Origin of the sequence: Streptomyces sp. NPDC056600 (assembly GCF_042792855.1) — a bacterium.
GTDB lineage: Bacteria > Actinomycetota > Actinomycetes > Streptomycetales > Streptomycetaceae > Streptomyces.
In genome coordinates, this window is sequence record NZ_JBHTVQ010000041.1 from 41,716 (window position 1) to 59,815 (window position 18,100).

General features: G+C 73.2%; 21 protein-coding genes. 16 read left to right on the top strand and 5 right to left on the bottom strand.

The genetic code is table 11. The features are described 5' to 3' along the window. Positions 1–11 precede the first annotated feature (11 nt). The 3 genes from ACFRAV_RS20560 to ACFRAV_RS20570 all read left to right on the top strand — a co-directional run bounded on the left by ACFRAV_RS20560 (position 12) and on the right by ACFRAV_RS20570 (position 1,105). Positions 12–341 (top strand): D-arabinono-1,4-lactone oxidase, encoded by a 330-nt coding sequence (locus tag ACFRAV_RS20560; protein ID WP_382557619.1) that lies wholly within the window; start codon positions 12–14, stop codon positions 339–341. A 13-nt stretch (positions 342–354) separates the two neighbouring features. After that, positions 355–807: a MarR family winged helix-turn-helix transcriptional regulator gene (locus tag ACFRAV_RS20565; RefSeq protein ID WP_382557621.1), complete on the top strand. Its 453-nt coding sequence runs from the start codon at positions 355–357 to the stop codon at positions 805–807. 157 nt (positions 808–964) lie between these two features. Beyond that, positions 965–1,105, top strand: coding sequence for a hypothetical protein (locus tag ACFRAV_RS20570; protein WP_382557622.1), 141 nt, complete (start codon positions 965–967; stop codon positions 1,103–1,105). Positions 1,106–1,206: 101 nt separating this feature from the next. Here ACFRAV_RS20570 and ACFRAV_RS20575 read toward each other — a convergent pair whose 3' ends face one another. After that, positions 1,207–2,073, bottom strand: a complete 867-nt coding sequence (locus tag ACFRAV_RS20575) for a VOC family protein (RefSeq protein ID WP_382557624.1) — start codon at positions 2,071–2,073, stop codon at positions 1,207–1,209. Positions 2,074–2,357: 284 nt separating this feature from the next. Here ACFRAV_RS20575 and ACFRAV_RS20580 point away from each other — a divergent pair, with 284 nt between their 5' ends. Continuing rightward, positions 2,358–3,221, top strand: coding sequence for a sulfurtransferase (locus ACFRAV_RS20580; protein WP_382557626.1), 864 nt, complete (start codon positions 2,358–2,360; stop codon positions 3,219–3,221). 480 nt (positions 3,222–3,701) lie between these two features. Here the strand turns inward: ACFRAV_RS20580 and sepH are convergent, their stop codons facing one another. The 3 genes from sepH to ACFRAV_RS20595 form a co-directional block, all read right to left on the bottom strand. Continuing rightward, positions 3,702–4,769 carry a septation protein SepH gene (gene sepH / locus ACFRAV_RS20585; protein WP_382557628.1) on the bottom strand — a complete coding sequence of 356 codons (1,068 nt, stop codon included), beginning with the start codon at positions 4,767–4,769 and terminating at the stop codon, positions 3,702–3,704. 487 nt (positions 4,770–5,256) lie between these two features. Further along, complete coding sequence (locus ACFRAV_RS20590; RefSeq protein WP_382557630.1) at positions 5,257–6,585, bottom strand: D-arabinono-1,4-lactone oxidase; 1,329 nt, start codon at positions 6,583–6,585, stop codon at positions 5,257–5,259. After that, entirely contained in the window at positions 6,536–7,783 is a 1,248-nt protein-coding gene (locus tag ACFRAV_RS20595) for an MFS transporter (protein ID WP_382557632.1), read from the bottom strand. The genes ACFRAV_RS20590 and ACFRAV_RS20595 overlap by 50 nt, the downstream gene beginning before the upstream one ends. Positions 7,784–7,986: 203 nt before the next feature. Here ACFRAV_RS20595 and ACFRAV_RS20600 point away from each other — a divergent pair, with 203 nt between their 5' ends. The 7 genes from ACFRAV_RS20600 to ACFRAV_RS20630 all read left to right on the top strand — a co-directional run bounded on the left by ACFRAV_RS20600 (position 7,987) and on the right by ACFRAV_RS20630 (position 14,306). Next, the gene (locus tag ACFRAV_RS20600) at positions 7,987–9,117 is read left to right on the top strand and encodes a ferrochelatase (RefSeq protein ID WP_382557634.1); all 1,131 of its coding nucleotides are present in this window, start codon (positions 7,987–7,989) and stop codon (positions 9,115–9,117) included. Positions 9,118–9,218: 101 nt separating this feature from the next. Beyond that, the gene (locus ACFRAV_RS20605) at positions 9,219–10,040 is read left to right on the top strand and encodes an inositol monophosphatase family protein (RefSeq protein ID WP_382557668.1); all 822 of its coding nucleotides are present in this window, start codon (positions 9,219–9,221) and stop codon (positions 10,038–10,040) included. Between the two features lie 318 nt (positions 10,041–10,358). After that, the gene (locus ACFRAV_RS20610; protein ID WP_170145025.1) at positions 10,359–10,532 is read left to right on the top strand and encodes a hypothetical protein; all 174 of its coding nucleotides are present in this window, start codon (positions 10,359–10,361) and stop codon (positions 10,530–10,532) included. Between the two features lie 215 nt (positions 10,533–10,747). Beyond that, a complete protein-coding gene (locus ACFRAV_RS20615; protein ID WP_351118346.1) occupies positions 10,748–11,401 on the top strand; it encodes a response regulator transcription factor in 654 nt (217 codons plus the stop codon). 5 nt (positions 11,402–11,406) lie between these two features. Then, positions 11,407–12,672, top strand: a complete 1,266-nt coding sequence (locus ACFRAV_RS20620) for a sensor histidine kinase (RefSeq protein WP_382557637.1) — start codon at positions 11,407–11,409, stop codon at positions 12,670–12,672. A 382-nt stretch (positions 12,673–13,054) separates the two neighbouring features. After that, on the top strand, positions 13,055–13,351 hold the full coding sequence (locus ACFRAV_RS20625) for a DUF4193 domain-containing protein (protein ID WP_005481602.1): 297 nt from the start codon (positions 13,055–13,057) through the stop codon (positions 13,349–13,351). 13 nt (positions 13,352–13,364) lie between these two features. Beyond that, on the top strand, positions 13,365–14,306 hold the full coding sequence (locus ACFRAV_RS20630; protein ID WP_382557640.1) for a hypothetical protein: 942 nt from the start codon (positions 13,365–13,367) through the stop codon (positions 14,304–14,306). A 9-nt stretch (positions 14,307–14,315) separates the two neighbouring features. On the opposite strand, the gene ACFRAV_RS20635 is transcribed toward ACFRAV_RS20630, so the two are convergent. Further along, a complete protein-coding gene (locus ACFRAV_RS20635) occupies positions 14,316–14,870 on the bottom strand; it encodes a DUF3093 domain-containing protein (protein WP_382557642.1) in 555 nt (184 codons plus the stop codon). Between the two features lie 57 nt (positions 14,871–14,927). Between ACFRAV_RS20635 and ACFRAV_RS20640 the strand changes: the two genes are divergently transcribed. The 5 genes from ACFRAV_RS20640 to ACFRAV_RS20660 form a co-directional block, all read left to right on the top strand. Beyond that, positions 14,928–15,512, top strand: a complete 585-nt coding sequence (locus tag ACFRAV_RS20640; RefSeq protein ID WP_351118342.1) for a PaaI family thioesterase — start codon at positions 14,928–14,930, stop codon at positions 15,510–15,512. A 14-nt stretch (positions 15,513–15,526) separates the two neighbouring features. Beyond that, entirely contained in the window at positions 15,527–16,021 is a 495-nt protein-coding gene (gene dut, locus ACFRAV_RS20645) for a dUTP diphosphatase (RefSeq protein WP_382557670.1), read from the top strand. A 1-nt stretch (position 16,022) separates the two neighbouring features. Continuing rightward, positions 16,023–16,784, top strand: coding sequence for a DUF3710 domain-containing protein (locus ACFRAV_RS20650; protein ID WP_382557643.1), 762 nt, complete (start codon positions 16,023–16,025; stop codon positions 16,782–16,784). A 209-nt stretch (positions 16,785–16,993) separates the two neighbouring features. Continuing rightward, on the top strand, positions 16,994–17,392 hold the full coding sequence (locus ACFRAV_RS20655; RefSeq protein WP_382557644.1) for an OB-fold nucleic acid binding domain-containing protein: 399 nt from the start codon (positions 16,994–16,996) through the stop codon (positions 17,390–17,392). A gap of 3 nt (positions 17,393–17,395) precedes the next feature. Then, positions 17,396–18,100 (top strand): DUF3159 domain-containing protein (locus ACFRAV_RS20660; protein WP_382557646.1); only part of this gene is annotated, 705 nt, incomplete at its 3' end.

An 18,100-nucleotide genomic window follows, 5' to 3' on the forward strand; every position in this document is an offset into this window, starting at 1 on the left:
AGCCGCAGGGTGTGACGCGGATCGTATGCAGCCCGGAAGTTACGATCAAGAGATCTTACGAATCAGGGAATATTGATGGTTGTACGTTCCGGTTTTCCGCGCGCGTCCCGGCTCGCCACGCCGTCGGCGCGGAGGTCCCCGCGGACGGCGCCTGGACCAACTTCCCCCACCGCCACGGCAGCCGCCCACGGCCGCACCGGAGCAAGTGGCACACCCTGGAGGCGGCCGAACTGCGCGGTCCCCACCCGCGGTGGGACGACTTCACCGCGCTGCGCGGCGAGCTCGATCCGACGGGCCTGTTCGGGAGTCCGGCCGTCGACCGTGTGCCCGGCGGCGTATAAGTAGGATCAGGACATGGTGGACATGCCCCAGCAGGATTCCGGTGCTACCGACCGCGAGATCGAGGCGCTGATGCGCCTCGTCCACGTGATCGAGGCCGAGCACCGCGCCCGTCCGACGTCCTCGCTGGATCTGCGCGCCCGGATGCTCATCCAGGAACTCGGCCTCAACGGCGAGTCGCCGATCCTCTCGGTGCGCCGCAGCCTGCGCCTCTCCCCGTCGACGCTGACCAGCCTCGCGGACCGGCTCGAGCGCGACGGCTACCTCGAACGCCGCCGTCATCCCACCGACCGCCGGACCGTCGTCCTCGCGCTGACCGCCGTCGGCCGACGGGCGTTCGCGGCGGAGCGGGAGTTCTACCGCCACCTCATCGACGACTCCCTGCGGTCGCTCGACGCGGCGGCCCGCGCCCACGTCCTCACGGCCCTGGCGAGCATCGCGCCGGCGGCGGAGGAGGCGCCTGCCTGAGGTGTCCGGCGGCGAGCCGGGCGAAGGGGGGCGATGGCACGCGGGTGATCACGTACCGGGAACTCCGCGACTGCTTGGCGGAGTTGGGGGTGCCGTCCGGGCGTGCGAGTCGCTGATCCCCGACCACTGGCGCAGGCTGCGGCGCTTCCCCTGCCTGGTGGACGGCGAGCGGGTCCGGATCGAGGTGCCGGACGTCGGCAACGACCACGGGCGGCACTTCCCCGGGGTGGACGCCGACGCGGAGGCCGCGGGACTGGTGCGGGTGGGCCGCGTCGGCGCGGCGCAGGACGCGCGATAGGGAGCTGCCGGACCCGGTGCCGCGCGGGTCGTGCGGCACCGGGCGGGTCGTGCGGGCTCCGCGCGGGGCACGCCGGGGGTCCGGCAGCGGTGGGGGTCGGGTCAGGCGGAGCTCACGCGGGTCCCGCGGGCGCCGGCGGTGTCGCGTTCCGCCCGGGTGGCGGCGGGGGTGAGCAACCCGAAGGGCGCGCCGTCGGGGTCGGTCAGCTGCGCGGAGCGGCCGTTGAGCCCGTTGGTCGGCGGGCGGCTGATCCGTCCGCCCAGCGCCACCGCGTGCTCGGTCGCGCGGTCCACGTCGGGCGTGGCGAAGTAGGTCAGCCAGTGCGCGCCACCCGCGCGGTGCACGGACAGCCCGGCGCCGCGGATGCCGAGCACCGGCCGGCCCGCGTGACGCAGCACCACCCGCTCCTCGGCGGGTGAGGGGGCGGTCTCCCGGCCGAGCCCGAAGACGCTCTGGTAGAACCGGACCGCGAATCTCGTCTCCGCCACCACCAGTTCGAGCCAGGCGGGCGTGCCGGGAAGGCCGGGGGCCGGCGGCGGGTACGAGCGCGGCAGGCGGCGCATCCCGAACACCGCGCCCGCCGGGTCCGAGCAGAACGCCACGCGTCCGCCCTCGGCGTCGTCCAGCGGCCCGACGCCCATGGTGCCGCCGCACTGCCGGACCGCCAGCGCCGCCCTGTCGATGTCCTCGGCCGTCAGGAACGGCGTCCACTCGGCGGTCAGCCGGGCGTCGTCGGGCAGCAGGCCGATGCCGGCCACCGGACGCCCCTGCGCGGTGGCGATCAGCTCACGCAGCGGGCCCCCCTTGCCCGGCGTGAACTCCCAGCCCAGCAGCGGGCCGTAGAAGTCGTGCGCGACACCGAGGCCGTGCGTCCTCAGACTCGTCCAGCAGGGCGCACCGGGTGCGCCCGGTGCGCGTCCGGTGGTGGAGAAGTCGTTCACGTCGGCCGCCCCCGTTTCGTCCGTCATCGGTCGGTTCACAGGTTTCCGTTCCCCGGATGCGGGGAGAGGAAAGTCCTTTCTTCTCGGCGGATCCCCGCCCCGGGCCGGAACATGCGCCACCGATGCGCGAGGTGTTCACATGGGGACGTCACCCGCACGGTGGGTGCGCGTTCCGGTGCGGTGCGTGACCGAAGCGCCGTGGCGGAGCAGCGTAGCCAACGCGGCGCGGTGTGGCCATCCGGGGCCCGCGCCCGGCGTGGCGCGATGGCCGAAAGGCGCGTGTTGGTGCGGGCGGCGGGGTGTCGGGCAGGATGCGGGGCATGAACTCTGCACTGGTGACGGCCGCCGAGCTGGCCGCTGCGCTGGACGGTCCCACTCCTCCTGTACTGCTCGACGTGCGGTGGCAGTTGAGCGTCGCCAAGGCGGGCGGCGCACCCCCGTTCGACGGGCGCGCGGAGTACGAGCGCGGCCACCTTCCCGGCGCGGTCTACGTGGACCTGGACGGTGAGCTGGCCGCACCGCCGGGGGAGCGGGGACGCCATCCGCTGCCGGACCTCGCCGTGTTCGGCGCGGCGATGCGGCGCGCCGGGGTGTCCGCGGGACGGCCGGTCGTCGCCTACGACGGCGGCATCGGCTGGGGCGCGGCCCGGGCGTGGTGGTTGCTGCGGTGGGCCGGGCACGAGGACGTGCGGGTGCTGGACGGTGGGCTGCCGGCCTGGCGGGGGCCGCTGCAGGAAGGGCCGGAAGTGCCGCACGTGGCGGGGGACTTCCTCCCGCGGCCGGGGGCGATGCCGGTGGTCGACGCGGAGGGGGCCGCGGAACTGGCGGGCGCGGCGGACGGGTTGCTGCTGGACGCGCGGGCGGGGGAGCGGTACCGGGGGGAGGTCGAGCCGGTGGACCCGGTGGGCGGGCACATTCCCGGGGCGGTCTCCGCGCCGACCTCGCGGAACGTCGCGCCGGACGGCCTGTTCCGCTCCCCGGCGGAGCTGGCCGAGCGGTACGAGGCGTTGGGCGCCGGGCGGGAGGGGGTCCGGGTGGGGGTGTACTGCGGGTCGGGGGTGTCCGCGGCGCAGGCCGTGCTGGCGCTGGAGGTGGTGGGCGTCCGGGCGGCCCTCTACCCCGGCTCCTGGTCCGAATGGGTCACCGACCCCACCCGCCCCGTCGCCAAGGGCTGACCACGCGCCCCAGCCGCCCCCACCGCGGCAGCCACGCCTGTACGCCCCCCACCCTGCGGGCGGCTGGGCCGGCTTCACCCTACGTGCGAGTGGCCGCGCCTGCCCGCCTCCCCTGCGGGCGGCTGGGCCGCCCAGGGGGCGGCACGGGCGGGCGCAGGCCCCAGCCTCCGCGGCGAGCGGCTCGCTCCACCCCGCGCAAGCCGACGGCACCGTACGCACGTGACCTTGCCGCAGCGCGGCGGCAGGGCCAGCCCCGGTGGGCAGCACCGTTTTGTTCCCCCGACCCGCCCCCTTCCCAGGAGGGACTGAGGTTCCGGGGAGCGAGCCGTCTCGCCAGGACATGAGGCCCTGCGCCCACCCGTGCCGCCCCAGCGGCACGATTGCCCGCAGGCGGACGGGGGCATGGGGCTCACGCCGCCCGCAGGAGGTACTGCCCGGGCATGGCGAGAAGGCGGGTCGCCCGTGTCGCGGAGGTCGGGGTCAGTCGGAGTTCTTCTTGCGGCGGGTGCCGAAGACGATCTCGTCCCAGCTGGGAACCGCCGCGCGGCGACCGGGACGCACCCCGTCCGCCTCGGCCTGACGATCCGTCGCACCGATCAGGCGGTCCCGGTGGCTGCTGACCGCCCGCGGCATCAGAACGTCCGCGTACGCGGAGCCCGCCCCCGCGGAGGCCGCCGGCGCGGGCGGCTCCTCGACGTCGGGCTCGGTGTCCGGGCCGTCGGACCCCTCGCCGGGGATCTCCGGCACGACCAGGTCGCCACGGAAGCTCGGCACCGCCTCGAGGAGGCTGGTGAGCGAGTCGCCGACGCTCTCCTCCTCCAGGTCGGACGGCTGCGCCTGCGCGGGCACGATCGCGGCCCGCTCCGACCGGTCGCCCCGCTCCCGGTCCCGGTCCCGGTCACGCTCGCGGTCACGATCCCGCGGCAGCCGCGCGATCCGCGGCACGAACGGATGCGCCGGCTCGGCCGGCCCGAGGTCGTCGGACTCGCCGATCAGCGAGCGCGCCTCGTCGTCGACCGCGGCGACCAGACGGCGCGGCGGGTCGTAGGTCCAGCTCGCCGTGTGCGGCTCGCCCGCCACGCGGTAGACCAGCAACACCTCCCAGGTGCCGTCGTCGCGGCGCCAGGAGTCCCACTGCACGGAGTCCTTGTCGGCGCCGCGCAGCAGCAGCCGCTCCTGGACCGCCTCGCCCAGCGGGGGACCGGTGTTCTCGCCCGGGCGCCGCACCGGGGTCTTGCGCGCGCGCTCCGCCATGAACGCGCGCTCGGCCAGCACGGGGCCCTCGAAACGCCGCACCCGGTCCACCGGGATGCCGGCCAGCTGCGCGACCTCCTCCGCGGTGGCTCCCGCCCTTATACGGGCCTGGATGTCGCGGGGGCGGAGGTGGCTCTCCACCTCGATCTCGATCTGTCCGAGACGGGGACGGTCACCGCGCACGGCGGCGCGCAGCCGTTCGTCGATCGGAAGCGTGTACTCCGTGCTGTCCGCAGCCTTGAGCACCAGCCGTGTGCCGTCATTGGAGACGGCCACGACACGCAGTTCGGGCATGGGGACCTCCCGGGTGGTGCCTGCCGACGTCACGTGCGTCGCTGCTTCCGCTAGTCGAGTGTGGCCTGCCCGGGTGCAGCCTGCCACAACCTTGCCGAGTTGCCCGGCGTGTCGGGCGCCGGACCCAGGCTCACCGTCATGGCACGGTTACCTGTTTGCAACGTCAAGTGACCCAGATCGGTCACCCTGAGCAACAGCCTCCCTCCCCGGCGTTCCTGACGGATCGCGGGCGCCCAGGCGGGAGTCCGGACCCAGGGCTCTGAACACTACTCCATTTGGGCCACGTGCGTGGATTGGCGCGCCGGTCGAAATCGGGGCGGGTCACCCCAAGATCGTCCCGGCACGACGTCCCAAGGCCCGGACGGCCCTTGCGACGTGGCGTGTTTCACGCCCCGGTCCACGCCCCTGATCCCTGCCCCGTCCCGACCGTTCCAATCGCCCGCGCCGTGATCTTCCCGTCGCGGCGCCCGCGTCGGGCGCGCGCCGCCTACTCCCCGAGCACCCGCCTCAGGTAGTCGTTCTGGAAACGCCGTTCGGGGTCCAGCCGGTTCCTCAGTTCCAGGAATTCGCCGAAACGGGGGTAGACGCCGGCCAGGTGCTCGGCGTCGCGGGTGTGCACCTTGCCCCAGTGAGGTCTGCCCTCGTAGGCCGTGAAGATGCGCTCCGCCAACGTGAAGTACGCCTGGTAGGGGGTCCCCTGGAACATGTGGACGGCGATGTAGGCGCTGTCCCGGCCGGAGGCGGTGGAGATCGTGATGTCGTCGGCGGGCGCGGTGCGCACCTCCACGGGGAAGCTGACCCGCAGCCCCGACCGGTCGACCGCGGCCCGCAGTTCGCGCAGCGCGTCGACCACCGCCTCGCGCGGAAGGGCGTACTCCATCTCCACGAACCGCACCCGGCGCGGGGAGGTGAACACCTTGTAGGGGATGTCGGTGTAGGTCCGGGCGGACAGCGCCCGGCTGGACACCCGCGCGATCGTCGGTATGGTCGCCGGCACCGCGCGTCCCAGCCGGTTGACCGCTCCGAAGACGCCGTTGGAGAGGAGTTCGTCCTCCAGCCAGGCGCCCGCCCGGCCCAGCGGACGCGGCGGGCCCGCGCTGCGGTTGTTGCGCTTGGTGTTGCAGTTGCCGGTGTGCGGGAACCAGTAGAACTCGAAGTGCTCGTTGGACGACCACAGTTCCTCGAAGGCGCCGGTCACCTGGTCGAAGCTCATCGGCTCCTCGCGCGCGGTGAGCAGGAAGACCGGTTCGACCTTGAACGTCAGGGCGGTGACGACGCCCAGCGCACCGAGGCCGATCCGCGCGGCGGCGAAGATCTCGGGGTTCTCCTCGCGGGAGCAGGTGAGCACCGAGCCGTCCGCGGTGACCAGTTCGAGGGCGACGATCTGCGCGGAGATCGAGCCGGACTCCCGGCCGGTGCCGTGGGTTCCGGTGCTCACCGCGCCGGAGACCGTCTGCTCCATGATGTCGCCCATGTTGGTCAGCGACAGACCCTCGCCGGCCAGCGCCGCGTTGAGCTGCTTCAGCGGCGTCCCGGCGCCGACCGTGACCGTTCCCGCTGCCCGGTCCACGCGGTGCACCCCGGCCAGCCGTTCGGGGCGGATCAGGACGCCGTCGGTGGCGGCGGCCGCGGTGAAGGAGTGACCGGTGCCCGCGGGCTTGACCCGCAGACCGCGTTCCGCCGCGTCACGCACCGCGGCGGCGACCTCCTCGGCGCTGCCGGGCGCGACCTGCCGGGCCGGGCGGGCGGTGACGTTGCCCGCCCAGTTACGCCAGGTGTCGCTCTGCCGTGTCCGTGCGTTCGCCGTGCTGCTCAACGGTGCCTCCCCGCGACGTGGCCGGCCTGGTGAGCCGGCGGTACCCGAGGAAACCGACCGCCACCGCGGCGGCTCCGGCCACGGCCGGCACCACGTACCCGGTCCGCGCACCGGCCGAGTCGATCACCAGACCGGCCGCCGAGGACCCCAGCGCGACGCCGACCGCGAGGCCGGTGCTGATCCAGGTCATGCCCTCGGTCAACTGCGCGCGTGGTACGTGCTGCTCGATCAGGGACATCGTGGTGATCATCGTGGGGGCGATGAAGAGGCCCGCGACGAACAGCGCCACGGCCAAGAACGGCAGGTTCCCGACCAGTTGGAGGGGGATCATACTCGCGGCCATCGCACACACACCCGCCAGCCAGCGACGTTCCGGGCGGCCGTGGACGCGCAGCACGCCGAAGACCAGTCCGGCGACGCAGGAGCCGGCCGCGTAGACCGCGAGGACCAGGCTGGCCGCGGCCTTGTGGCCCAGCTCCTCGGCGAAGGCCACCGTCACCACGTCGACCGCGCCGAAGACCGTCCCGGTGGCCACGAAGGTCGCCACCAGCACCTGGAGACCGGGGGAGCGCAGCGCGCTGCCCCGCACGTACTCCTCGGGCGGGTGGGGCTTCGGCTCGGTGGCGCGCTGGGAGGTCAGCCAGAACACTCCGGCCGCCATGCACACCGCCGCCAGCAGCGGTCCCGCCTCCGGGAACCAGGCGGTGGACAGGCCGATGGAGACGATCGGGCCGACGATGAAGCAGACCTCGTCGATCACCGACTCGAAGGAGTAGGCGGTGTGCAGCATCGGAGTGCCGCGGTAGAGGGCCGCCCAGCGGGCCCGCACCATCGAGCCCAGGCTCGGCACGCAGCCGACCAGGGCGGCGAAGGCGAACAGGGTGGCGTCCGGCCAGCGCAGGCGCGTCGCGGCCAGCAGGCCGGCGGCGCCGGTGAGCGCCACCAGCACCGCCGGGCGCAGCACCCGGCTCTGCCCGTGACGGTCCACCAGCCGGGATATCTGCGGGCCGAGCATCGCCGAGGAGAGCGCGATGGTCGCGGAGAGGGCGCCGGCCAGGCCGTACCGACCGGTGACCTGGGAGATCATGGTGACCACGCCGATGCCCATCATGGACAGCGGCATCCGGCCGACCAGTCCCGCGGCGGAGAAGCCGCGGGTCCCGGGCGGCGCGAAGAGGGCGCGGTAGGGCGAGGGCACGGGCTCTCCGGGGAAAAGGGGCGTCGCGGCCCAGGTCATGAAGTGGTTGGTCGATACAGCTTACGACTGGTTCGACCAGGTGTGCCCCGGGTGTACGGGCGTCCGGACGGGGAGCGTGGGGGCAAGGGGGGCGCAGGGATGCGGGCGACCCGGCCGGGCGGCCCGGTTTCCCCGCCACCGGTCGCCAGTGGGAGGATCCAGTCATGCCAGATGTGCTCGAATCGTCCCCCTACGACGCGTTGCTGCTGCTCTCCTTCGGCGGCCCGGAGGGCCCCGAGGACGTGGTGCCGTTCCTCGAGAACGTCACCCGGGGGCGCGGCATCCCCAAGGAACGCCTCAAGGAGGTGGGTCAGCACTACTTCCTGTTCGGCGGCGTCAGCCCGATCAACGACCAGAACCGCGAACTCCTGGACGCCCTGCGCGCGGACTTCGCCGAGCACGGGCTGGACCTGCCGGTCTACTGGGGCAACCGCAACTGGGCCCCCTACCTCACCGACACCCTGCGCGAGATGGTCCGCGACGGGCGCCGCCGGATCCTGGTGTTGGCCACCAGCGCCTACGCCTCCTACTCGGGCTGCCGGCAGTACCGCGAGAACCTGGCGGACGCCCTGGCCACGCTGGAGGCCGAGGGGCTGGAGCTGCCCCGGGTGGACAAGCTGCGGCACTACTTCAACCACCCGGGCTTCGTGGAGCCGATGATCGACGGTGTGGTCGAGGCCCTGGCGGACCTCCCCGCGGAGGTGCGTGACGGCGCCCAGCTGGCGTTCACCACGCACTCCATCCCGACCGCCTCGGCGGACACCTCCGGACCGGTCGACGAGCACGGCGACGGCGGCGCGTACGTGCGCCAGCACCTGGACGTCGCCCAGCTGATCGCCGAGGCGGTCCGCGGGCGCACCGGCGTGGAGCGGGCCTGGCAGCTGGTCTACCAGTCGCGGTCCGGCGCCCCGCACATCCCGTGGCTGGAGCCGGACATCTGCGACCACCTCGAGGAGCGGCACGCGGCGGGAGTCCCGGCCGTGGTCATGGTGCCGATCGGGTTCGTCTCCGACCACATGGAGGTCCTCTACGACCTCGACACCGAGGCCAAGGCCAAGGCGGAGGAGCTGGGGCTGCCGGTGCGGCGCTCGGCGACCGTCGGCGCCGACCCGCGGTTCGCCGCGGCGGTCCGGGACCTGGTCGTGGAGCGGGCGGCCACCGAGCGCGGGCAGTCCGTGAAGCCGTGCGCGCTGGGCGCCCTCGGCGCGAGCCACGACGTGTGCCCGGTGGGCTGCTGCCCCGCGGCGCGCAACCCGAAGCCCGCCGCGGCGGGCGCGGACAGCCCGTACGCCTGACCGGACCCGGGGGCGGCGCACCCGCGCGCCGCCCCCGGAGCCCGACCCGCCCCACGACCGCCCCAGACGTACCGACAGGACGCGAGGACACCGTGACGGACCTGCACCAGACCGAGCTGCACCGAGAGCTGCTGGAGATCGCCCGGGAGGCGGCCCGCCGGGCCGGCGAGCTGCTGCGGGACGGCCGCCCCGACGACCTCGAGGTGGCCGCCACCAAGTCGAGCCCCATCGACGTGGTGACCGAGATGGACATCGCCGCCGAGAAGCTGATCGTCGACCTGATAGCGGCACGCCGCCCCGGGGACGGGTTCCTCGGCGAGGAGGGCGCCTCCTCGGCCGGCACCAGCGGGGTGCGCTGGGTGGTCGACCCGCTCGACGGCACCGTGAACTACCTGTACGGCCTGCCGTCCTGGTCGGTCTCGATCGCCGCCGAGGTGGACGGCGAGGCGGTGGCCGGGGTGGTGGAGATCCCCATGCGGGGCGAGACCTTCCACGCCGTCTCCGGCGGCGGCGCCTGGGTGACCGGGCCGTCCTGGGAGGGGGAGCGGCGGCTGGCCGTGCGGCCGTCGCCTCCCCTGGAGCAGGCGCTGATCGCCACCGGCTTCAACTACGTCACCACCGTGCGCTCCCACCAGGCGGAGGTGGCGCGGGAGCTGCTGCCGCTGGTGCGCGACATCCGCCGCGGCGGCTCGGCCGCGGTCGACCTGTGCGACCTGGCGGCCGGCCGTCTCGACGGCTACTACGAGCGCGGGCTGCACCCCTGGGACCGGGCGGCCGGGGAGCTGATCGCCCGCGAGGCGGGCGCCCTCACCGGCGGACGGGCCGGCGGCCGTCCCTCCGACGACCTCACCGTCGCCGCGACGCAAGGGGTCTTCGGACCCCTTCAGGGGCTGCTGGAGCGGCTCGGCGCCTGGCACGACTGACCGTGTGACGCTTTTCACCGCGGCCCGGCGGACCGCCCTCCCGGACTGCGGCGGAGGCCACGACCTGCGGACGCGGCACGGTATGTCGGCACGGTGAACGTCTGGCCTATGCCAGATTTCCTTGCCGCCCAAGGTTTCCGTCAGGTGACGCGTGGGGAGGACGGTTTCAACCCCGCGATCACGCTCCGCACGTGCCGTACCACCAAGCGGCACGGCACGGGCGTCCGGCTTCCCCTTTCCCCGGAGACACAAGCCGGACACCACCGCCGTGCGTGATCGTCCCTTCCCGACCCACGACCCAGGACGAGGGGGCGCCGCATGGACGCATTCACCGCAGGGCTTCTCCAGCGCATAAGGGCTGCCGAGTCCCACCTCACGCAGGCGCGCGACGAGGGCGACGAGTTCGCCGCCGAGGTGGAGCAGGGAGAACTGGACGACCTGCGCCGTCTGGCCGCCGAGCACGGTGTGGAGGTCGGCGCCGCGAGCGTCTGACACCGACCCCACAGGTCCGGCACCGTCGAACGGGCCCCGGCAACCCGCCGGGGCCCGTTCGACGTGTCCGGGGGCCGTCCGGGGGCGGCCACCGGCGGGTCCGGCCCGTCCGGGCGCTTCGTCGCCTTACGGCCGACTTACCGGCACAAGAGGCAGGATGGAGGCTTCTCCCACCGGTATGTCAGGCCGGTGGAACGTCAGGAAGGAAGGCCGACGTGCGCGTACTCGTCGTCGAGGACGAGCAGCTGCTCGCGGACGCGGTGGCCACCGGTCTGCGCCGCGAGGCGATGGCCGTCGACGTCGTGTACGACGGCGCCGCCGCCCTCGAGCGGATCGGTGTCAACGACTACGACGTGGTCGTCCTCGACCGGGACCTGCCGATGGTGCACGGCGACGACGTGTGCCGCCGGATCGTCGAGCTGGGCGAACCCACCCGGGTGCTGATGCTCACCGCCTCCGGCGACGTCAGCGACCGCGTGGAGGGCCTGGAGCTGGGCGCGGACGACTACCTGCCCAAGCCCTTCGCGTTCAGTGAGCTGATCGCCCGCGTGCGGGCCCTGGGGCGGCGCACCAGCGTGCCGTTGCCGCCGGTACTGGAGCGGGCCGGCATCCGGCTCGACCCGAACCGGCGCGAGGTGTACCGGGACGGCCGGCAGATCCACCTCGCCCCCAAGGAGTTCGCGGTGCTCGAGGTGCTGATGCGCAGCGAGGGTGCCGTGGTGTCGGCGGAGCAGCTGCTGGAGAAGGCGTGGGACGAGAACACCGACCCGTTCACCAACGTGGTGCGGGTGACGGTGATGACGCTGCGCCGCAAGCTGGGCGAGCCGCCGGTGATCATCACCGTGCCCGGCTCCGGATACCGGGTCTGAGCGCCGTGGCCGCTTCCCCGACCCCGGCCGCCGCCCCTCCGCCGCCGGGCGTCCCGCCGCGACCGACCTGGGACCCCAAGGAGCAGCAGTCGTCCTTCCCGTGGCTGCGCCCGACGATCCGGATACGGCTCACGCTGCTGTACGGCGGCATGTTCCTGATCGCCGGCATCGTGCTGCTCTCGATGATCTACCTGCTGGCGGCCCAGGCCATCTCCACGGGCAACCAGCCGCCGTTCAAGATCATCCAGTTCACCGACGTCCGGGTGAGCAGCGACCGGTGCCCCGCCGTCAACGCGGGACAGCTCTCGCTGGGCGAGTTCAACGCGGAGATCGCCCGCTGCGTGAACCTGCAGCGGCAGGCCGCCCTGGACAACCTGCTCAGCCGCTCCCTGCTGGCGCTGCTGGGCCTCGCGGTGATCGCGTTCGCCTTCGGCTACGCGATGGCGGGCCGGGTGCTCTCCCCGCTGGGGAAGATCATCCGCACCGCGCGCGCGGTGGCCGGCTCCGACCTGTCCCGCCGCATCGAGCTGGACGGCCCGGACGACGAGCTCAAGGAGCTCGCGGACACCTTCGACGAGATGCTGGAGCGGCTCCAGCGGGCCTTCACGGCCCAGCAGCGGTTCGTCGGCAACGCCTCGCACGAGCTGCGCACCCCGCTGGCGATCAACCGCACCCTGCTGGAGGTGCACCTCTCCGACCCGGGGGCGCCGCCCGAGCTCCAGCAGCTGGGGCGGACCCTGCTCGCCACCAACGAGCGCAGCGAGCAACTGGTGGAGGGCCTGCTCCTGCTGGCGCGCAGCGACAACCAGATCGTCGAACGCAAGCCGGTCGACCTGGCGGAGGTGGCCGGCCGCGCCCTCGACCAGGTGCGCGGCGAGGCGGCCGAGCGGGGCGTGGAGTTCCGTGGCGAGCCGTCCTCCGTGGTCGTCCAGGGCAACGGTGTGCTGCTGGAGCGGATCGCGCTGAACCTGGTGCAGAACGCGGTGCGCTACAACGTGCCCGAGGGCGGCTGGGTGGAGGTCTCCACCGGCGCCGAGCACGGCCAGGCGGTCCTGGTGGTGTCCAACACCGGACCGGTGGTACCGGCCTACGAGATCGACAACCTGTTCGAGCCGTTCCGGCGGCTGAGGACCGAGCGGACCGGCAGCGACAAGGGCGTCGGCCTGGGGCTTTCGATCGTCCGGTCGGTCGCCCGGGCGCACGGCGGGCACATCACGGCCGTCCCCCGTGAGGGTGGCGGACTGGTGATGCGCGTCACGCTGCCCCTCTGAACGAGTGACCTCCTGTTCGCTCTGCGCTGAATTCCGGCGTGTCGCGTCCAGGAAGGGGCTGTGGGATCGATCACAGAAGCGTCACGGAGAGCGTCTACTCTCCGTGACGACAACGGGCTCCGAAAATGAGGGAAAACCGGGTTTTCGGGCGTCCTGATGCCGGGCAGTACACGGACAGACGCCTTTGGACCAGAGCATTCGCAGGGTGTACGGTCCGGTTCGCCATCCGAGCCGATCACTCTTCGGGAGTCCGGTTGGGTGTCGATTGAGTAACAGACCTTGATGTGAGGCAAAATCTCCGCCTCAGGTCGGGCACAAGTCCGGCCTCTCACGCGTTAACGGCGCTGGAGACACCCAAGACCACCCAGAGGGGGAGAGCGACATGGCAACCGACTACGACACTCCACGCAAGACCGACGACGACGTCGACTCGGACAGCCTGGAAGAACTGAAGGCACGGCGGAACGACAAGTCCACCTCCGCGGTGGACGTCGACGAGTTCGAGGCCGCCGAGGGCCTGGAACTGCCCGGAGCGGACCTCTCCAACGAGGAACTCGCCGTCCGGGTGCTGCCGAAGCAGCAGGACGAGTTCACCTGCATGAGCTGCTTCCTGGTGCACCACCGCAGCCAGCTGGCCCGCGAGAAGAACGGCCAGCCGATCTGCCGCGACTGCGACTGAGGCGGGGTCGGCCGTGCCCGGCTCGACCCCACCCTGGAAGCGCCGCTCCCGCAAGCGGGGAGCGGACCTCGAGCCGTCCGACGGCTCGTACGGCGCGCGTGACGCCGAAGAGCGGGGCCCTGATGCCGTGACCGGCGAAGGAGCCCCGCTCGAGACGGCCGGCGGCGGTGCACCGGCGCCGGCCGCGTCCGACGGGCTTCTCGCCCGGCGGCGGGCCGAAGGCCGGCTGCACGCCGCGCTGGGCGTCGTCGCCGAGAGGATCGTCGCCGTCGCGCCCCGGATCCCGGTGCGCGACCTGGACACCCTGCGGCGGCACTTCCCGGGGCTCGGCCCCGAGGAGATCGCCGACCGGCTCGTCGCCGGAGCGGCCAAGGCCTCGGCGGCCGTGGGCGCCGGCGTCGGCGCCGCGAACATGCTGCCGGCCCCGCCGGCCTGGGCCGCCGGAATGGCGACCGAGATCACCGCCGTCGCCGCCGTCGAGCTGAAGCTCGTGGCGGAACTCCACGAGGTCTACGGACGGCGCCCTCCGGGCGATCTGCGCGCCCGCAGCATCGCCTACGTGAGGGTCTGGTCCTCCGAGCACGGGGTGGACCCCACCCGGCCCAGCACCTTCCGCGCGGTGGTCGACACCGGCCTCAAACAGCAGCTGAGGCGTCAGATCAAACGACGCCTGATCCGCAACGTGCCGAACATGCTGCCCTTCATGGTGGGCGCCACCGTGGGCGCCGTCGTCAACCGGCGCGACACCAGGCGGTTCGCCGAACACATCCGCACCGACCTGCGCAAGGTGCGGGTCCCCTGGGAGCACCTCCCGGAGCTGCCCCCGCTGGACAGACACTCCGAGCCGCTGGCACTGCCCGAGACCGTCCACGGGGACCACGAGGCTCCCGAGGAGCCCGGGCGCGACAGTTCCGGGCCGGGGACGCCCGGACCCGACGGCCCGCGGAAGGACTGACCCGGGCGGCTATCGAGCCGCCGGGCGGGCCGCCTCGATCGCCGCCGCCAGCCGCTCCGGCTCGCGGGTGGACAGGTAGAGGTAGGGAGTCGGGTCCTGCGGGTCGACGACCTCGACCCGCAGCGCCCTCGGCGCGTAGGCACGCAGCAGCATGAACGCGCGCGGGTCGGCCTTGTGCGACCGCCAGGCGCGCGCCTCCGCCGGGTCCAGCACCTCCGACTCGCCCAGCGCCCGCACCGGCACGCGCGCCTCGCCCGCCAGCAGCGCGTCGCCCGCCACCCGGATCCTGGCCGAGCCGTAGGAGCTCACCACGATCGCCGACAGGGCCCCGCCCAGCACCAGGCCGCCGAGCATCGGCAGCACCCCGAACGGATAGACGACCAGGGCCGCCGCCATGCCCAGCAGCAGGCAGTACAGCCACCAGTGCCACGGCGCCGACAGGCGCTCGTCGTAGGACACGACGGCGCGGACGGGCGTCGCCCCGCCGGAGGCCGGGGACGCCCCGGCCGCCGACGGCGAGGGCGAGGCGGGCTGCTGGGGGCTCTGCGAGGGGGAACGCTCCATGCCGTCAAGCTTGGCACGGTGTCCGCCTCGCGCGTACGCGCGGGTAAGGTCTGCGCCGTGAGTGCAACGAACACGGCCGTGCAGCCCCCCGCCGACGCCGCCGCCCCGGTGCGGCACCCCGAGGCCCCCGCCCCCGGCGAGCCCGTCGGCTCCCACTACGAGAACTGCTTCGGCTGCGGCTCCGGCCAGCCCCACGGCCTGCACCTGGTCACCCGGGCCGGCGACGGCGTCGACGTCACCGCCGAGTTCACCGTGCGTCCCGAACACCAGGGCGCCCCCGGCCTCGCGCACGGCGGCATCCTCGCCACCGCGCTGGACGACGCGCTGGGCTCCCTGAACTGGCTGCTGCGCACCATCTCGGTGACCGGGCGGCTGGAGACCGACTACCGGCGTCCGGTGCCGGTGGGCAGCGTGCTCCACATCACCGCCGAGGTCACCGCCGTGGCCGGCCGCAAGATCTACGCGACCGCCGTCGGGCGCCTGGACGGGCCCGAGGGCCCGGTGGCGGTCCGCGCGGACGCGCTGTTCATCGAGGTCAAGGTCGACCACTTCATCGAGAACGGCCGCAAGGAAGAGATCCAGGCCGTGATGGACGACCCCGACGCGGTGCGCCAGGCGCGCGCCTTCGAGGTGAATCCGTGAGCGACGGCCTCCAGGTGCTGATCCGCCGCCTCGACCCCGAGGTGCCGCTGCCCGCCTACGCCCACCCGGGCGACGCGGGCGCCGATCTGCGCACCACCGAGGCCTGCGAACTGGCCCCCGGGCAGCGGACCGTGCTGCCCACCGGGGTCTCGATCGCCCTGCCCGAGGGGTATGCCGCCTTCGTGCACCCGCGCTCGGGTCTGGCAGCTCGATGCGGTGTGGCACTGGTGAACGCCCCAGGGACGGTGGATGCCGGGTACCGTGGGGAGATCAAGGTGATCGTGGTGAATCTCGACCCGCGCGAGTCGGTGCGGTTCGAGCGCTTCGACCGGATCGCGCAACTTGTCGTCCAGCAGGTCGAGAGGGTCCGCTTCCACGAGGTGGCGGAACTTCCCGGCTCGGTACGGGCCGCGGGGGGCTTCGGGTCAACCGGCGGTCACGCCGCGGTGGGCGACTTGGCGGGTGGGAATCGATACGGTTCGGGCGTATCCGACCGGGAAGGACAGTGACGTGTTCGGACGTCGCAAGAAGGGCACTGCCGAGGGCGCGGCGGGCGAGGCCGAGCAGGTCGTCGGCGGTGTCGGCAGCGGGGCGGAAGAGGCCGGTCAGGAGCGGGTGAGGCTGGAGCCTGCACCGCGCCCCGACGGGCCCTGGGACAGCTCCGAGGTCCGTGAGCCCGGCGAGGGCCGCGTGGACCTCGGCGGCGTGTTCGTGCCGGGGGTCGACGGCATGGAGCTGCGCGTGGAGGTCGCCGGTGACGCCATCGTCGCCGCGACCGTCGTGCTGCGCGACAGCGCCATCCAGCTGCAGGCCTTCGCCGCCCCCAAGCGTGAGGGCATCTGGGGCGAGGTGCGGGAGGAGATCGCCTCCGGCATCACCCAGCAGGGCGGCATCGTCGACGAGACCGAGGGCCCGCTGGGCTGGGAGCTGCGCGCGCAGGTACCGGTGAAGCTGCCCGACGGCACGGGCGGCTTCCAGGTCGTGCGGTTCGTCGGCGTCGACGGCCCGCGGTGGTTCCTGCGGGGCGTCATCTCCGGGCAGGGCGCGGTGCAGCCCGAGGCCGCCGGTCTGCTGGAGCACATCTTCCGCGACACGGTCGTGGTCCGGGGCGAGGGGCCGATGGCTCCGCGGGACCCGATCGTGCTGAAGCTGCCGAACGACGCGCAGATGGTGCCCGAGGGCATGCAGACGTCGGCCGAGGACCAGGGCTCGCGCTTCGCGGGCGGCATCGGCCAGCTCCAGCGCGGCCCGGAGATCTCCGAGATCCGCTAGTCACCGCCCCGCACCGCCGCGCCCCTTCGAGGGGCGCGGCGGAGTGCGTCCTGGGCCCGCCCGGGGAAGCGGCGGAAGGTCTCGGGGACCCCTCGGCGGGCAGGCAACCGCACTCTTCCGGTGGAACCTCCGTCTCCCCGGGCGAGGGTGCGGAATGCCGCGTTCCGTTCGGGTTCCGGCGGCTCCCGCCGCCCCGGTAGGCTTCAGGCATGAACGCTGTTCCCCGTTCCGACAAGCCGGTGGGCCGGTTCCGCCGCATGATCGACCGGCTCTCCTCGTCCCAGGAGGACCTGGAGTGCGAGGAGCTGCGGGAGGAGACGGACACCGCGGGAATGACCCGAATAGGTGACTGCAGCGACCGGGAGGTCGTCACCGTCACTGGTACCTTGCGCACGGTCACCCTGCGCCCGCGGGCCGGGGTCCCCGCCCTGGAGGCCGAACTGTTCGACGGCTCGGCCGCCCTGGACGTGGTGTGGCTGGGCAGGCGCTCCATCGTGGGCGTGGAACCCGGCCGCAGACTGATCGCGTCGGGACGGATCACCCTGATCCGGGGCCGCCGCGTGCTGTTCAACCCCCACTACGAACTGAGACCCCTCGGACGGGAGTAGCCGGTGACGTCGCTCGACAAGCCGACCGAAGAGGCACCGCAGACGGAGCACGACTCACGGGCGGCGACCGAGGCCGCACTCGGCGAGGCCTTCGGCGGCGTCCGCGGCATGATCGAGACGGTCGTGCCCGGCCTGATCTTCGTCGCGATCTACACCGTCAACAAGGACCTGCACGTCTCGGCGATCGCCGCGCTCGCGGTGTCCCTGCTGATGGCCGTCCTGCGGCTGGTCCAGAAGGACACCGTCAAGCACGCCTTCAGCGGCGTCTTCGGCGTCGCCTTCGGTGTGGTCTTCGCGATGATGACGGGCAACGCCAAGGACTTCTACCTGCCCGGCATGCTCTACACGCTGGGTCTCGCGGTGGCCTACCTGCTGTCCACGGCGCTGGGCTTCCCCCTGATCGGCGTGATCCTCGGACCGCTGTTCAAGGAGAACCTGTCCTGGCGCAAGCGGAACCCGGGCCGCAAGAAGGCCTACTCCAAGGCCAGCGTCGCCTGGGGCCTGATCCTGCTCGCCAAGTGCGCGATCCTCTTCCCGCTGTACTGGTGGGCGGACACCACCGAGCTCGGCTGGGTGCTGATCGGGCTGAAGATCCCGCCGTTCCTGCTGGCCGTCTGGCTGACCTGGGTCTTCCTGGCCAAGGCGCCCGCGCCCATCGACGTCTTCGCCGAGATGGAGGAGCGGGAGCGGGCCGAGGCGGCCGCCGAG

Excerpts from the sequence above, each read along its gene's own strand:
- ACFRAV_RS20565 (WP_382557621.1), top strand. The coding sequence starts at position 355 with ATGGTGGACATGCCCCAGCAGGATTCCGGTGCTACCGACCGCGAGATC.
- ACFRAV_RS20635 (WP_382557642.1), bottom strand. The coding sequence starts at position 14,870 with ATGGAGCGTTCCCCCTCGCAGAGCCCCCAGCAGCCCGCCTCGCCCTCG.
- ACFRAV_RS20600 (WP_382557634.1), top strand. The coding sequence starts at position 7,987 with ATGCCAGATGTGCTCGAATCGTCCCCCTACGACGCGTTGCTGCTGCTC.
- ACFRAV_RS20580 (WP_382557626.1), top strand. The coding sequence starts at position 2,358 with ATGCGGGGCATGAACTCTGCACTGGTGACGGCCGCCGAGCTGGCCGCT.
- sepH (WP_382557628.1), bottom strand. The coding sequence starts at position 4,769 with ATGCCCGAACTGCGTGTCGTGGCCGTCTCCAATGACGGCACACGGCTG.
- ACFRAV_RS20575 (WP_382557624.1), bottom strand. The coding sequence starts at position 2,073 with ATGACGGACGAAACGGGGGCGGCCGACGTGAACGACTTCTCCACCACC.
- ACFRAV_RS20625 (WP_005481602.1), top strand. The coding sequence starts at position 13,055 with ATGGCAACCGACTACGACACTCCACGCAAGACCGACGACGACGTCGAC.
- ACFRAV_RS20655 (WP_382557644.1), top strand. The coding sequence starts at position 16,994 with ATGAACGCTGTTCCCCGTTCCGACAAGCCGGTGGGCCGGTTCCGCCGC.
- ACFRAV_RS20610 (WP_170145025.1), top strand. The coding sequence starts at position 10,359 with ATGGACGCATTCACCGCAGGGCTTCTCCAGCGCATAAGGGCTGCCGAG.